The sequence below is a fragment of the Bradyrhizobium sp. genome (genome assembly GCF_049586575.1).
Taxonomy (GTDB): Bacteria; Pseudomonadota; Alphaproteobacteria; order Rhizobiales; family Xanthobacteraceae; genus Bradyrhizobium.
This window is the reverse complement of the sequence record NZ_JBAVCF010000172.1, coordinates 1-13,623: the sequence shown is the minus strand read 5'-3', so window position 1 is coordinate 13,623 and position 13,623 is coordinate 1. Positions and strand designations below refer to the sequence as shown.

The following is a 13,623-nucleotide window of genomic DNA, read 5'->3' as shown; positions in this document are numbered from 1 at the left end:
GGTTTGTCGCCGCGGCCACCCGCGAGGTTCAAGGGAACAGGATTAATGCCCTACCAATGGATTTGACATTCGCTACCAGTCTGGCCGCGAGTTCACAAAGCGCATGTAAAATCCCAAGCTCCATGGGAACCCCAAATTTCTGGTGGGCCCATGATTCGAGCATTCGCAAAAGTGACCGCTGAGACGGAATGCGAATGCTAGAATCGGCCTACCAGCGCCACTAAATGGTCGAGCCGGTCCCGCATCGCCTGCCGCAGGTCGTAGCCGGCCTGACCGAAAGCGGCATTGCGCCGGGCGAGGAATTCGTCCTGCTCGCGCTGCATGGCCCGGCTGGCGCGTGCATTGCCCTGACCGGCCTCGCGGACCACCTTTGTGTTCACGGCGTTGATCTCACGGTCGAGATTGGCGAGTTCGGGATTGGCGCAGATCTCCTTTTCGACCGGGCGTCTGGCAGTGGCACAATTGAAGCTCGGTCTGTTGTTGACCGCCATCATCGCGCCAATGCGCTCGACCTCCAGCGACAGTGCCTTGTAGTTGGCCTTTGCCGCGGCATTATTCGGGTCGAGCCTGAACGCGGCCCCGAAATCGGCGAGCGCATGGACCCGGTCGCCTTTCCTGCGGAACAGCTCTCCCCGCGCATTCAACACCTCCGCCAACGTCGGATCGAGCCGCAGCGCGATGTCGTCATCGCCGATCGCGCGGTCGATCTCTCCCTTGCGGTCGTAGGCGGCGGCGCGTGCGATGGCGGCCTTGATGCGATCGACCTTCGGCGCCTTGTCGTTGCCGATCAGCCCGTCACACGCGGCGATGATCTTGTCGTCATCGCCGGCCATCAACGCCGACTTGCAAGGCGCGGAATCGATCTGTTCGCCGGTCGGCTCGCTGGTGGCCGCGGCAGCGCCGGGCGACAACGCGATGAGGTTGATGGCAATGCCTGCCATCACGACGACGAGGGACAGTCGCATGAGAAATGTCAGGTTACCTTCAGCGTGATCCCGCCGTCGACGACGAGTTCGATGCCGGTGACATATCTCGATTCGTCGGAAGCGAGAAATAGCGCGGCATTGGCTACGTCCCAGGCGTCGCCCATATGCCCCATCGGCACCTGCGCGTCCCGGGCGCGCCACATCGCCTCGACGTCGCCCTTGGCGTAGCTCGCGGCAAGGCCCGCCGAATGCTCCACCATCGGCGTCTTCATCAGCCCCGGCAGGATCGCGTTGACGCGGACCTTTTGAGCAGCAAATTCCACAGCCGTGGTGCGCGTCATCTGGTTCATCGCCGCCTTGGTGGTCGCGTAGGTGATATAGGAAATGCCGAGATGCCGGATCGACGCAATCGATGAAATATTGATGATGGAGCCGCCGCCTTGCCCCGCCATCACGGGGACTACGTGCTTCATGGCGAGATAGGCGCTCTTGAGGTTGACCGCGAAGACCCGGTCCCAGTCGGCCTCGGCAACATCCACCACGCTGCCGGTCTCGGCGATGCCGACATTGTTGTCGAGCACGTCGATGCGACCAAAGACCTTCAGGCAGGCAGCGACCATCGCGGCGATATCTTCTCCTCGTGAAGCGTCGGCTTTGAACGCCACGGCCTTGCCGCCCTCGCCGGTAATGACGTCCGCGGTCTCCTTGGCTGCGGCGGCGTTGCGATCGACGCAAAACACCCGGGCGCCCTCTCGCGCAAACGTCACGGCGGTTGCCTTGCCGTTGCCCCAGCCGGGCCCGATCGAACCGGCGCCGACCACGATCGCTGTCTTGCCTGCCAAGCGTCCCAAAACGACATCTCCCCTTTTGTCGGAGCATTGGCCGGGCCACAGCCTGAGGTCAACCCATTCGACGAAGGTGTGTCTTCGGCATGGCGGTGACTACCCTAGCAACGAAGGGGTTCCCCGCGTAATGTCCCGACCGCGAACCCGCCCGTAAGAGGCCGGTCCCAGCATGGAGAACGCCTGATGTCCTTGTTTCGCCCCGTTGAAGTTGCGCTTGCGACAGTGATGCTGTGCGGCGCCGGTCTCACTTACGCCCATGCCAAACCGTTCATGATCGTCGGCATCGACGAGAAGGTCACATGGGACGACAGCGGCAAGACCTTGCTGTCCATGCCCGGCAAGGATTCGGTTCTGATCGTCGATCTCGCCGATCCCGAAAATCCCAAGATCGTCGCCACGCTGCCGCTCGAGAATTCGGTGGTCGGACCACCGGTCAATGTCGACATCGATCCCACCGGCTCGGTCGCGCTGGTCGCCGATTCCGTCGACGTCGTCAAGGACGGCGATGCGCTGAAGCAGGTGCCGGACAACAAGATCTTCGTCATCGACATGAAAGCCAATCCGCCGAAGCTCGCGGCCACCATCACCGGCGGCAAGCAGCCCTCGGGATTGAATTTCAGCCCGTCGGGAAAAATGGCGCTGGTCGCCAATCGCGGGGACAATTCGGTCAGCGTGCTCTCGGTCAACGGCACCGACGTCAAGATCACCGATACCATCTCCTTCCCCGACAGCGTCGCACATGTGATGTTCACGCCCGACGGCAAGCACGCGCTCGCTGTGCGATTCCCCGCGCACAAAGTGTCGGTGCTCGACGTCAACGGCGACAAGGTGACCTATAACAAGGTCGACCTGCCGACCGGCCTTTGGCCCTATAACGTCGTGATCACCCCAGACAGCAAGCTCGCGCTGACCTCCGACAACGGCAATTCCGGCGCTTCCGACGGCAACGTCGACACCACGAGCGTGATCGACCTCGAAGCCAACCCGCCGCGGATCATCGATCGCGTCGTCGTCGGCGATGGTCCGGAGGGGCTCGCGATGTCGCCGAAGGGCAATCTCGCGGTCGCTGCGATCCTGCGCGGCTCCAACATGAAGAAGGCGTTTTTCTACAACAAAAACGGCAGCCTCTCGATCCTGAAGATCGACGGCAAGAAGGTGACCAAGACCCAGGACATCGAGGTCGGCGGCTTGCCGGAGGCCGTAGCGTTCACGCCTGATGGTAAATACCTTCTGGCCGGCAACTATCTGGACCAGGATTTTTCGATCCTGAAAGTCGACGGCACCAAGGTCACCGACACCGGCAAGCGCTTCAAGGTGCCGGGTCATCCCGCCTCGGCGCGAATGGGGCACTGAAGCCGTCTGCGATTGGACTAGCGGTTAATGGCGCTGGGGGGCACTTCTTGCCTCCCCCTAAAAGGGGCGGCCGGCACGCGCAGCGAGCCGGGGGGGGGGTCCCGTCCTCGCTGCTAGTTTTCGGCACTTCCTACCCGTCTAACTGCGAGTTCGTAAAGCGAATGTCAAATCCGAAACTCCACTAAAAAACTTGGATTTGCTAGTGGTCCTTTGATTCTAACATTAGCAAACGTGCCCGCTGAGAAGAGATGCGAATGCTAGAATCGGGCCACTGCCGCTTTTCACTGGAATGTCATGTCGAGGCATTTGGAAATATCCGAGCCGAGGCCTGAACTGATGGTGAGGCAGCCGCGCACCTTCTGCTTGGTGTTGTCGCTGACCCAGATCGAATAGCCGCCCGGACCGAAGAAGGAATTGGTGTTCGGCGGCTCGGTCTCGGTGGCGTCGAAGGAATAATCGGAATCGGTCTCGAAGATACGCGGCCGCTTGGTGCAGCCTCCATCGGCCTGCACGTTGATCACTTCCTTGTTGTCGCGCGTCAGCGCGAGCGATACCTGGCAGCGGAAATATTCCGATGTCTTGGTGTTGAAGACGTAGGCGTAGGACCTGCAGGTGGCCGTGTTGAGCTTGCCGGCCGACAGGCCCCGGCTACAGGAAATCCGCTGGTTATTGCTGAGTTTGAAGTTGTCGGCGCAAGCGGCATCCGCAAGGAACAGAGACAACGCAACACCCAAGCCGATCGTCACAATTTGGTTCATTCGAATCATCCCCGTTACATTTGCTGCGGTCGCGCGTTATCGGCGAAGATAGTCGCGAAGGACAAGGCATGGAATCACAAAGTCACCGGCGGTCATTGATCATAGGTCGCTAGTCGTGTTGACGGGCCGATGACGTTCGTGATTTGTTCAAAGAATGACAGGTCACGCTTGCAGACTACGAAATTGGGAGGATGAGAAGGATATGACAAGATTTTCGATCAAGCCGCTATTGGCGGCTGCAGCGCTCGCCGCGCTGTCAACGCCGGCCTTTGCGCAAGCTGCGACGCCGTGGGAACTGAAGCCGGACATGGGTTACGCCTACGGCAAGGATGGCAAGACCCTCGCCTACAAGATGGGCACCAACAACGCCGGCCTGCTCCTGAAGGGAGCCAAGAAAGTGCCGAAGGGCACGTTGTTCTTCATCGGACAGAACGGCCAGCTCTACATGCGCAGCGGCCCGTATCTCGACGGCGGCAGCTTCATGTTCGGGCCGGATTGAGCCGTTGGCCCCGATGTCATCATCTGCCGACGGGCCGCGCCTTTGGCCCGATGACGGGCTCCGGCGGATGATCCAGTATGCCGCGACGATTGGGGCCTATCTTGCCGGCATGGGTTACTGGATGCCCCGCATGCCGGGGCATGACGCGGATGGGCCGTTCCGCGTCGCAAAAGCAACAAGCTAAAACGCCGCCGCCAGTTCCTTCGCGCCCGGCAGATTGCAGTTGGCGTCCATCCGATTGTCGGTGATCGCGAGCAGCTTGGCGACCGTGTTATGGCGGATCGCGACCGGATTACGCTCATAGCCTCCGCGCTGGAAGAAATTCGACGTCGGCACCTGCTCCCGCATCACCTGCGGCATGGTCACCATGTCGAGGCCGGTGCCATCGCCGGTGAGGTTCATCATCTCGAGTTCAGCGGCGCTGAGCGGGCGGTTAAAACCCTTGGTGCGGGCGAAGATCACCGAGGTGAGAAGCTTGTGGGTTTGCAGCATCGGTCCGACGTCGATATCGAGCACCATGGCCTGAACCGCCCAGCCCTGCGGCGTATCGGCGAGTTTCTGGTGGGCCGACCAGTCGTCCGGCACGGTGCGCGTAAACGCCACCATCTTCTTCAGCACCGCAATCTTGCGGTCCATCGCCTGGCGCGGCGGCCCCGACAGGCTTGCTGCTCTTGCCGTCAATTCTTTGACGAATTCCTGACCCTGCTCGGCCATCAACTCGACGCTGTTGGTGGTGAGGAGCTGATTATAGCCCATCGCGGTCGAAATCGCGCGCTTGCCGCCATGCTCTATGCCCGCTTGCACGTCGTAATTGCCGGTGCCTCCGGTCTCGAACGAATAGACCCGCACGGCCTGCTCGCGCGTCAGGCCGGCGGCCTTCGCGTAGCGCGCATAAGCGCGCTTGAACTCAATCTCGCTTGCGGGCTTCCGCGGTGACCACTGGAATTGCTCGCTCGCGGCCTGCAAGAGATCGCCGACCAGCGGAATGGCCTTGCGTTGCCGCGGCGGCCGTGCTTCCGGCTCCTCCGGTTCGGGATTCACCGGCCGCTTCGGCCCGGTATAGACCGGCGGCTGCTCCAGCACGTAGTCATCGAGGTTGATCGGCTGATGCTCGCGCCGCTTGGCGTTGCGGCCGCGGCGTTTCTCGGCAATTGAATTCCAATAGGCGCCCGCCTCTTGCTCGAACGCTCCGTGCGCGTCCTGATATTCTTTCAGGAGCCTGCGATACTCCGCGATCGCGTAGGGCGAGGCAGCCTGCGCCATGGCGTCAGCAGCGGGAGGCGCTGCGTTGTCTATCGCCTGCGACGGTGCCGCGCTCAGTGACAACACCAGCGCAAAATATCCAGCGCGAAAGCGAATCGGTTGATATGGCATGGCCCGATTCTAGAACAAGGAAAGGCGGCGTGGGAACGGCTTTTGCGTGAAACGCCGCACTTACTCTGGCTCGACGCCGCTCTTCTTGACGAGTTCCGACCACTTCTTTTCATCCTTGTCGATGAAGTCGGCATATTGTTCCGGCGTGCTCGACGTGATCTCGGTGCCGTCAAATTCAAGCTGCTTTCTGACGTCCTCGGAGGCAAGCGCACCGCGCAAGGCCTTGTTGAGACGGTCGACCACGGCCGGCGGCGTGCCCGCCGGCGCCACGAGGCCATAGGCCAGCGTCGCGTCGAAACCGGACACGCCGGCTTCGATCATAGTCGGCACTTCAGGCAATAAATGGTTGCGATGGACCGAGGTCACGGCGAGCGCGCGCAACAGGCCGGCCTTGACGTTGGCGGCGGTGGTGGCGATCGGCGAAAACGACATCGGGATATGTCCGCCCAAGAGATCGCTCATCGCAGGTCCTGTTCCCTTGTAGGGAATGTGAACGATCTGGATTCCGGTCTCCATTGCAAAATATTCGCCGGTGATATGACCGACCGTGCCGATGCCGGCGGAGCCGAAGTTAACCTTGCCGGGATTGGCTTTGGCATAGGCGACCAGTTCGGCCACGGTCCTGGCCGGAAACGACGGATGCACCACCAGCGAAGATGGCGCGTGACCGATCATCCCGATCGGCGCGAAATCCTTGCGCGGATCGTAACCGACATGGCGGTAGAGCGAGGGGCCGATCGCAAGCGTGCCGGTATAGCCGAGCAACAGCGTGTAGCCGTCGGGATCGCTTTTCGCCACCGCCTTGGTGCCGACGGTGCCGCCGGCCCCGCCTCGGTTGTCGACGACGATGCTTTGCCCGAGCAAGTCGCTCATCTTGTCGGCGACCAGCCGGCCGACGATCGAGGTCGAGCCGCCAGGTGGAAAAGGCACCACCAGCGTAATGGTTCGGTTCGGGTAGGCTTGCGCGCGGGCAACGTCACAGTTACCGCCGAGCGCCGACGCCAGCAGCACCATGGCAAGCGAGGCACTCCATCCGCGCATCGGCGCAACCTCCGCGATTCCAGCTTGCCGCTATGGTCGTCGAAACAGTCGGCCTTCGCAAGGCGACCATTCCGCTTGACTAGTGTCCCGGTTCTGACATTCGTATCCCGTCGTGGCAGGTTCGTTTAGGGATGTCAGAACCAAAGGGATACCAGCAAATATGATTCTGATTCTAGTGTGGTTTTGGTTTTGACATTCGCATGGAGAACTCGCAGCAGCACCGAAGCGAATGTCAAAAGCCACTGGTGTCTTGCGTCCGATTGATGAGATGGCCGCCAAATCCGACCAAAAACCCCGCCCCCAAATAGCCTTCTGATGATGACAGAAATAACCGACGAGGCGCTGAAAGCGACCGGTTGGACCGTGATGGAGACCAGCGGTTTCCTGAACCTCATAGGGCCGCTGTGGCACCGCGCCGTGAACGGTAATCACGAATACGCGATATCAGCGCAGGACAAGCACCATAACCGCCGCGGCCTGGTTCAGGGCGGGGTATTGATGACGCTCGCCGACCGCGCCTCGGGCATGATTGCGAGGCTGGTTTCTGGCCGGCCAACGCTCGCCACGGTGCAGATGGACGTCCACTTTATCGACTCAGGCAAGATCGGCGAGCTTCTGATCGCAACGCCGCGCGTCGTCCGCGCGACCCGCAGCCTGATCTTCACCACGACCGAGGTGACGGCGGGCGGCCGTGTCGTCGCCACCGCCAGCGGCGTCTTCAAGGTCCTGAAAGACAACTCCTGATCGTTTTTCAATCGAAAGGAATACGCCCGTGGAATATCGTCAGCTCGGCCGCAGCGGCCTGAAAATCTCGCCAATCTGTCTCGGCACCATGATGTTCGGCGGACCGGCGGATGAGGCGACTTCGACACGGATCGTGGCCAAGGCGCGCGAGGCCGGCGTCAACTTCGTCGACACGGCGGACGCCTATTCGAACGGCGGTTCGGAAACCGTGGTCGGCCGCGCCATCTCCAACAACCGCCCCGGCTGGGTGCTGGCAACCAAGCTCGCCAATCCGATGGGAGACGATCCCAACCGCGGCGGGCTGTCGCGGCGCTGGGTGCTTCAGGCCGCCGACGAAAGCCTGAAGCGGCTCGGCACCGATTATATCGACATCTACTACCTGCACCGGGAAGACCATTCCACGCCGCTCGCCGAGACCGTTCGCGCGATGGGCGAACTGATCAAGCAAGGCAAGGTGCGTTACTTCGGCGTCTCGAATTATCGCGCCTGGCGCGTCGCGGAAATCTGCAACATCTGCGACGACCTCGGCATCGACCGGCCTATCGTCAGCCAGCCCTATTACAACGCGATGAACCGCATGCCCGAGGTCGAACACTTCCCTGCCTGCGGTTATTACGGGCTCGGTATCCTCGCCTATAGCCCGCTCGCGCGCGGCGTGTTGACCGGCAAGTACAGCCCCGATGCCGCGCCTGGTAAGGAAACGCGCGCGGGCCGCAACGACACGCGCATGATGCAGACCGAGTGGCGTCCGGAATCGCTGCAATTGGCGCAGGCGATCCGCAAGCATGCGGAAGCGCGCGGCATCACCGCAGCCCAGTTCGCGGTCGCATGGGTGCTCAACTCAACCTTCGTGACCGGCGTCGTTGCGGGGCCCCGCACCGAAGATCAATGGGACGATTACGTGCGCGCGCTCGACTATCGCTTCACCGCCGAGGACGAGGCCCTGATCGATCGCCTCGTGACCAGCGGCCATCCGTCGACGCCCGGCTACAACGATCCGCAATATCCGATCGAAGGACGGCGGCCGCGCACGGCCATCGAGAAATAGTCAGAAACGCCAGCGCGCAAGGTCATTGCGCTGGCGGAATCATTCTCCCGGAAAATTCGGCGCCGCCAGTGTCCCGGTTCTGACATTCGAATCGTGTCTGGGAGGGTTCGTTTACGAATGTCAGCAAATAGAAATTCTGGTGCGGCTTTGGAATTTGACATTCGCTAGGCGGACTCGCGGCAACGCCGAAGCGAATGTCAAATCTGCCGCACCAGCGGGCAAAGCTTGCCGGGGTGTTAATCGCGCGGGCTCAATTGGCTGTTGATTTATAAAGGTAATTTATCTGGCCTGGGGTTTGCTTGGTGATCTCGGGGGGTGTGTGTCGATTTGCGTGGGCTTCCTCACTGAGGGAATGAGACATGTCGCGACATCACATCATGCCGCCGGTTATCTATACGCAGCCGCCACCGAAGAAGATCGAGACCAAGAAGCGCCGCATCGGCATCGGTGCGCCCGGCGCGTTCGACGAAACCGCGGAGACGCATGAGTCGGACGGGACCAGCCAACCGCCACCGGTCCCAAACAAGCTCCTGCAACAGAACTTTCCTGAAATCGAAGGCTCCGATCGCAAGCCACAAGGTCCGCAAGGACGGCTCAGCCAAGCCACACTGTCAGTGCTGCTGCGCGTGCAGGAAGCGGAATAAACGCGCCGCCTACAAATCGCGCGTTCTCCTCACCATGAGGGTCTAGCGCGGTTTGGCGTGCCTGCGCAGCATAGCATCGTAGGCGAGCTTGATCCGGCGCACCGCCGGATCCTTGTAGAGAAATCCCTCGTTGCGGGCGTGAACGAGCATCGAGGCGTTGACCTCGAACACCACGACATTTCCGCTCTCGTCGAGCCCGCAATCGATCCCGAAATAGTCAAGACCGATGCGCTCGCGAATGGCTTCCAGCGCCTGCATCTGTGCCGGGCCGAAGACTGCGGCGGGATTGTTCAGAAACGTTGCCTCTTCCTGCTGCATCCATCGCTGATGGGCCATGTCGGTGTTGATGTGATGGAGTTTCCAGTCACGCCCGATGCACAGGTGATACGGCAATATCTCGTGGTCGATGAAGATGAACCGGTATTTCCGAAAATGGCGATCGGCCGACATATAGTCGATATATTCGATCAGATAGTGCTCGTGATCTACCCGCTGCGACAGGAAGGCCGACAGCGCCGTCACGTCCTTGATCTTTTCGAAATCATCACCACCATGGGTGCCGACCGGGCGGGCCAGAACCGTCGACCAGGACGGCAATATCGCCTTCAGCGCCGCTTCGGAGCACTCGGCTCCCGCCTTCAGGCGCAACGCCTGCGGAATGCGGCAGCCGGGAATTCCCTGAAGCAGGGCGGCGACGGCGTCGCGTGTCGTTTGTTGCACCTTGCGCGGATGGTTGACGGTCGGCAAGCCGAACCGGTCGACCAGATCGGCCGCGAGCGGCAACAACGCTTCGGTCTGATCGGCATCCGAAACCAGATTGATCACCAGTTGAACGTTCCGGCCAAACTCGTCCGTGTCATAATCGCGCGCGGCGAACAGCGCGAGCGTATTGGTATCGAAAAACGCATCCTGGAAAAGATATTCGGTCGGCGTGTTGCCGCCGAACGGCGCGTACAGCGCGAGCACAAGAAATTCTGCCGGTTGCTTTGCCGCCGGACGCCTGATCAGCGGCTGAATCCGCGCGGATTGCGCGTAAGCCGCTCGCGCACCCGCCTGATCGCCCAGCGATTGCTTGAGCGCGCCAGTCCAGTTGATGCTCTCGGCATCCTGCGGATTGAGCGCGACCGCCTCCAGGAAGCTCGTGATCGCCGGCTCTACCTCGTTCAATTCGAAAAGAGTTTTGCCGAGCAGATTGCGGATACGGGCATCGTGAGGGCGCTCGGTCTTCAATTCAACCAGTACGGCCTTGGCAATCAGATATTGCTTGGCGGCCATCAGCGCCTGAACCATGTTGAAGCGCGCCGCCCAATGCCGTGGATTGAGCTTCAGTGCCTGGAGGTAGAGCTCGATGGACCGCTGGTGTTGCCCAAGTCTCAGGTGGAGATCACCGAAGTCGCACCAGCAATTCGTCAGATGCGGCGCGATCTTCAAGGCTGCCTGATAATTGATGCTCGCGGTTTGGAAATCGCCGCAGCTCGCGGCCATGTTGCCGAGCCTGGCATACAGGTCGGACATCGTCTCGGCGGATTCGGTTCCGGCCCGCTCGACTTCAGCGAGGCCCCGCTGAAAGGCCGCGACGGCCTCGTTAGCCTTCCCATCGCCAAATAACTGCAGGCCGGAACGCAGGTGCTGCTGGACGTTCGAGCCGGTAGCGTCAGCATCCGGGGAATCGCTGATGAATTGAGATGCCTGCATTGTTGCCGATTGTGTCTAAAAACAGTGAGTTAGCCGGGATTTTCCGTCGACAAGCCCGGCTTCAGCTTTGCCAATTCTTGGTTAACAGATTCTTACCGAGGCCCAATCACAATCGCCGAGCTACCGCCTGCGGCCGACCATCTCGAACACAGCGCCGGGATTATTGTCGGTAAAGCGAAGGTCGAGTTCGTGCAGGTTGGCGATGGCGGCGGCGATGCTCAAGCCTAAGCCGCTGCCGGGAACGCGATGGCCGCTCGATGTCCGGTAGTACCGCTGGAATATCTTGTCGCGCTCCCCCGGTTCGACCCCGATGCCGCTGTCGCGCACTTGCACCACCGGCAAGCCGTCCTCGGTCATGACCGATATGCTGACGGCGCCATTGGCCGGCGTAAATTTGATCGCGTTGCCGATCAGGTTCGACACCGCTTCGCGCATCAGATCGCCGTCGCCCTGGATCTGAACCGGGGATCGGGTCTCCAGCGTCATCCTGATCGACTTCGATTCGGCAAGCGGCTCATAGAACTCGAAAAGGTCGGCGCAAATGGCCGATAGATCGATCGGCTGGAAGTTACGCGATTTCGGGCCGTATTCGACATCGGCCAGCCGCAGCAGCGCCGCCACTGTCAACATCGCCTTGTCGATGTGGGCCAGTGCCTGCTTCACGACGGTGCGCAACTGTTCGTCATCAGAACTTTCCAGCCCCCGTTCGAGCTGGGCATGGACCACCGACAGCGGGCTGCGCAGGTCATGGGCAATATTGTCGCCGACCCCCTTGAGCTGCACCAGAAGGCGCACGATCTCGTCGAGCATCAGGTTGACGTCGCGGGATATCTTGTCGATCGGATCGCGGCCCGAGCCGATCGGCAGCCGCAAATCCGTATCTCCCTTCATGATCCGGGCCATGGTGTCGTGAATGGTGGTGAGTCGACGCGAGGAGCGGCGCGCGAAGTAGGCGCCGATCGCGAGCGCCAGCAGCAGCATCGGGGCTAGCCCGGCGACCAGCGCTCGCTTCACGATGCGGCCGAACGCCAGGGTTTCGATCAGGCTTCTGCCCAGCAACATCACGGTGCCATCGGGGCGCTGGCGCGCCACGAAAATAGCCGGCTCGAGCCGGTTGTCGCTGCCGGGAACACGCGTGGCGGCGACGAAGTGCGACTTTCCATCGACCGGGATCGCCGGCAACGCAGCGATATTGCCGAACATGAACTTGTGGTTAGCGTCAAACAGCGCCGCATAGTCGATGCGCCGCAGGTCATTGGTCAGCCGCACCTCGAATGCGGTCTTCAGTTCATTCACCGGGCGATTGACGCTTTTGGCCGCCTCGGTTTCGAGAATGAGGCGGTTTCTCGCTTCATTCGCCTCTCCGATCTGAAAATAGACCAGTCCGAAAACGGCCGTGGTCGCCACCGTCGTGACGAACACAAAGACGAGCGCGACACGTACCGCCGAGGAACGGAAGAATTCAAGCATGCGCATTCAGCATGAAGCCCGCACCGCGGATATTCACGATCAGGGAGGGAAGGCCCTTGGTGTCGATCTTTTTCCGCAAGTTGCTGATGTGGACGTCAACGACATTGGTCTCGAGCGAGAAATGGTACTGCCAGACTTCCCGAAGCAGCATCGCCCGGGTGATGACCCGCCCGGGATGACGCAGGAAATACTCCAGGAGACGAAACTCGCGCGGCAACAACTCGATTTTGACATTGCCGCGATGGACGGTCTTTTCGATCAGATCCATTTCGAGGTAACCCACGCGCAATATCGTGGTGCGCACGTCCTCGAGGCGGCGCAACATCGCCTCTACCCGGGCGGCCAATTCCACCATCGCGAACGGTTTCGTCAGATAGTCGTCGCCGCCGGCCTTCAGGCCGCTGACCTTCTCATCGACGGAAGACAATGCCGAGATGACCAGAATGGGCACCTTGACGCCCTCCTTGCGCAAGGCTTCCAGCGTCTTGAGGCTGTCCTCTCCGAAAACGATCCGGTCCATGATTATCATCGAGACATCGCCTACCCGCGCCGCGTCGGCGGCTTCGGCAATGGAGGCGTGGCGGACGAGATAACCCCTCGTCTCCAGCTCGGCCTTGATCTCGGCTACCATTTCCGTCTCGTCTTCGACGAGCAGGATGGTCTGGACGTGCTTCTCTGGATCGTTCGTCAAACGGCACGCTCCCTTCCTGAGGTCAGGGGGTCAGCTCCGGCGGTGGAACCGGCCGCGAATGCGGCGGATCCTGCGCGAGGCGCTTGATGGCAGCAACAAAAGCCGGATCCGGGCGTCTGACTGGCGGAATGATTTCGTTCGGGGGCCAGCCGCCGCCAAGCGCTTTATACAACGCCACGAAGCTGTCGCCGGCAAGGCGAACGACCTCGGTGCGTTGCTGCTCCAGAGTGAATTTTTGCCGCTCCGCGTCGAGAACGTTGAGGAAGTCGGTCAGGCCGCGGTCGTAGCGCTCGGTCGCCACGTCGGTCGCCTGGCGAGCCGCGTCAATCGCGAGATCAAGGCTACGTATGCTTTGACGAAAGCCCTGATAGGCCGCATTGGACTCATCGACCTGCTCTACCGCAGTGAGGATGGCCCGTTTGTAAACCGCAGCCAATTCATGCGCACGGTAATCGGCGATCTCGATCTTGGCATCGAGCGCGCCAAAGTCGAGGATTGGGGCATCGAGGGTTGGGCCCACCGATCCGATCCAGGT

At 61.1% G+C, this 13,623-nt stretch carries 14 protein-coding genes; 5 read left to right on the top strand and 9 right to left on the bottom strand.

The window, feature by feature from the left end; translation table 11 throughout:
* Window positions 1-197: 197 nt before the first annotated feature.
* Together WB528_RS06670 and WB528_RS06665 are read right to left on the bottom strand one after the other, a co-directional pair.
* Entirely contained in the window at window positions 198-965 is a 768-nt protein-coding gene (locus WB528_RS06670) for a hypothetical protein (protein WP_423887633.1), read from the bottom strand.
* 8 nt (window positions 966-973) lie between these two features.
* A complete protein-coding gene (locus tag WB528_RS06665) occupies window positions 974-1,777 on the bottom strand; it encodes an SDR family NAD(P)-dependent oxidoreductase (RefSeq protein WP_423887632.1) in 804 nt (267 codons plus the stop codon).
* Window positions 1,778-1,954: 177 nt separating this feature from the next.
* Here WB528_RS06665 and WB528_RS06660 point away from each other — a divergent pair, with 177 nt between their 5' ends.
* A complete protein-coding gene (locus WB528_RS06660) occupies window positions 1,955-3,124 on the top strand; it encodes a YncE family protein (RefSeq protein WP_423887631.1) in 1,170 nt (389 codons plus the stop codon).
* Between the two features lie 281 nt (window positions 3,125-3,405).
* Here the strand turns inward: WB528_RS06660 and WB528_RS06655 are convergent, their stop codons facing one another.
* Window positions 3,406-3,891 carry a hypothetical protein gene (locus tag WB528_RS06655; protein ID WP_423887630.1) on the bottom strand — a complete coding sequence of 162 codons (486 nt, stop codon included), beginning with the start codon at window positions 3,889-3,891 and terminating at the stop codon, window positions 3,406-3,408.
* A 193-nt stretch (window positions 3,892-4,084) separates the two neighbouring features.
* Here WB528_RS06655 and WB528_RS06650 point away from each other — a divergent pair, with 193 nt between their 5' ends.
* Entirely contained in the window at window positions 4,085-4,381 is a 297-nt protein-coding gene (locus WB528_RS06650; protein WP_423887629.1) for a hypothetical protein, read from the top strand.
* Window positions 4,382-4,561: 180 nt separating this feature from the next.
* Here the strand turns inward: WB528_RS06650 and WB528_RS06645 are convergent, their stop codons facing one another.
* Both WB528_RS06645 and WB528_RS06640 read right to left on the bottom strand, forming a co-directional pair.
* Entirely contained in the window at window positions 4,562-5,755 is a 1,194-nt protein-coding gene (locus tag WB528_RS06645) for a hypothetical protein (protein ID WP_423887628.1), read from the bottom strand.
* Between the two features lie 60 nt (window positions 5,756-5,815).
* The gene (locus WB528_RS06640) at window positions 5,816-6,796 is read right to left on the bottom strand and encodes a Bug family tripartite tricarboxylate transporter substrate binding protein (RefSeq protein WP_423887627.1); all 981 of its coding nucleotides are present in this window, start codon (window positions 6,794-6,796) and stop codon (window positions 5,816-5,818) included.
* A gap of 318 nt (window positions 6,797-7,114) precedes the next feature.
* On the opposite strand from WB528_RS06640, the gene WB528_RS06635 reads away from it, so the two are divergent.
* The 3 genes from WB528_RS06635 (at window position 7,115) to WB528_RS06625 (ending at window position 9,232) form a co-directional block, all read left to right on the top strand.
* Window positions 7,115-7,540 carry a PaaI family thioesterase gene (locus tag WB528_RS06635; RefSeq protein WP_423887651.1) on the top strand — a complete coding sequence of 142 codons (426 nt, stop codon included), beginning with the start codon at window positions 7,115-7,117 and terminating at the stop codon, window positions 7,538-7,540.
* A 28-nt stretch (window positions 7,541-7,568) separates the two neighbouring features.
* The gene (locus WB528_RS06630) at window positions 7,569-8,588 is read left to right on the top strand and encodes an aldo/keto reductase (protein WP_423887626.1); all 1,020 of its coding nucleotides are present in this window, start codon (window positions 7,569-7,571) and stop codon (window positions 8,586-8,588) included.
* 359 nt (window positions 8,589-8,947) lie between these two features.
* On the top strand, window positions 8,948-9,232 hold the full coding sequence (locus WB528_RS06625) for a hypothetical protein (protein WP_423887625.1): 285 nt from the start codon (window positions 8,948-8,950) through the stop codon (window positions 9,230-9,232).
* A 42-nt stretch (window positions 9,233-9,274) separates the two neighbouring features.
* Here the strand turns inward: WB528_RS06625 and WB528_RS06620 are convergent, their stop codons facing one another.
* The 4 genes from WB528_RS06620 to WB528_RS06605 form a co-directional block, all read right to left on the bottom strand.
* Window positions 9,275-10,927: a tetratricopeptide repeat protein gene (locus WB528_RS06620; protein WP_423887624.1), complete on the bottom strand. Its 1,653-nt coding sequence runs from the start codon at window positions 10,925-10,927 to the stop codon at window positions 9,275-9,277.
* 120 nt (window positions 10,928-11,047) lie between these two features.
* Window positions 11,048-12,403 carry a HAMP domain-containing sensor histidine kinase gene (locus WB528_RS06615; RefSeq protein WP_423887623.1) on the bottom strand — a complete coding sequence of 452 codons (1,356 nt, stop codon included), beginning with the start codon at window positions 12,401-12,403 and terminating at the stop codon, window positions 11,048-11,050.
* Entirely contained in the window at window positions 12,390-13,088 is a 699-nt protein-coding gene (locus WB528_RS06610; RefSeq protein WP_423887622.1) for a response regulator transcription factor, read from the bottom strand. Before WB528_RS06610 ends, WB528_RS06615 begins: the two co-directional genes overlap by 14 nt.
* Window positions 13,089-13,110: 22 nt before the next feature.
* Window positions 13,111-13,623, bottom strand: a 513-nt coding sequence (locus WB528_RS06605; RefSeq protein ID WP_423887621.1) for a TolC family protein, incomplete at its 5' end; no start/stop codon positions are given.

What these genes read in the sequence shown, in the direction of transcription:
- WB528_RS06670 (WP_423887633.1), bottom strand. Translation starts at nt 965, where the DNA reads ATGCGACTGTCCCTCGTCGTCGTGATGGCAGGCATTGCCATCAACCTC.
- WB528_RS06625 (WP_423887625.1), top strand. Translation starts at nt 8,948, where the DNA reads ATGTCGCGACATCACATCATGCCGCCGGTTATCTATACGCAGCCGCCA.
- WB528_RS06615 (WP_423887623.1), bottom strand. Translation starts at nt 12,403, where the DNA reads ATGCGCATGCTTGAATTCTTCCGTTCCTCGGCGGTACGTGTCGCGCTC.
- WB528_RS06635 (WP_423887651.1), top strand. Translation starts at nt 7,115, where the DNA reads ATGACAGAAATAACCGACGAGGCGCTGAAAGCGACCGGTTGGACCGTG.
- WB528_RS06660 (WP_423887631.1), top strand. Translation starts at nt 1,955, where the DNA reads ATGTCCTTGTTTCGCCCCGTTGAAGTTGCGCTTGCGACAGTGATGCTG.
- WB528_RS06620 (WP_423887624.1), bottom strand. Translation starts at nt 10,927, where the DNA reads ATGCAGGCATCTCAATTCATCAGCGATTCCCCGGATGCTGACGCTACC.
- WB528_RS06650 (WP_423887629.1), top strand. Translation starts at nt 4,085, where the DNA reads ATGACAAGATTTTCGATCAAGCCGCTATTGGCGGCTGCAGCGCTCGCC.
- WB528_RS06655 (WP_423887630.1), bottom strand. Translation starts at nt 3,891, where the DNA reads ATGATTCGAATGAACCAAATTGTGACGATCGGCTTGGGTGTTGCGTTG.
- WB528_RS06645 (WP_423887628.1), bottom strand. Translation starts at nt 5,755, where the DNA reads ATGCCATATCAACCGATTCGCTTTCGCGCTGGATATTTTGCGCTGGTG.
- WB528_RS06640 (WP_423887627.1), bottom strand. Translation starts at nt 6,796, where the DNA reads ATGCGCGGATGGAGTGCCTCGCTTGCCATGGTGCTGCTGGCGTCGGCG.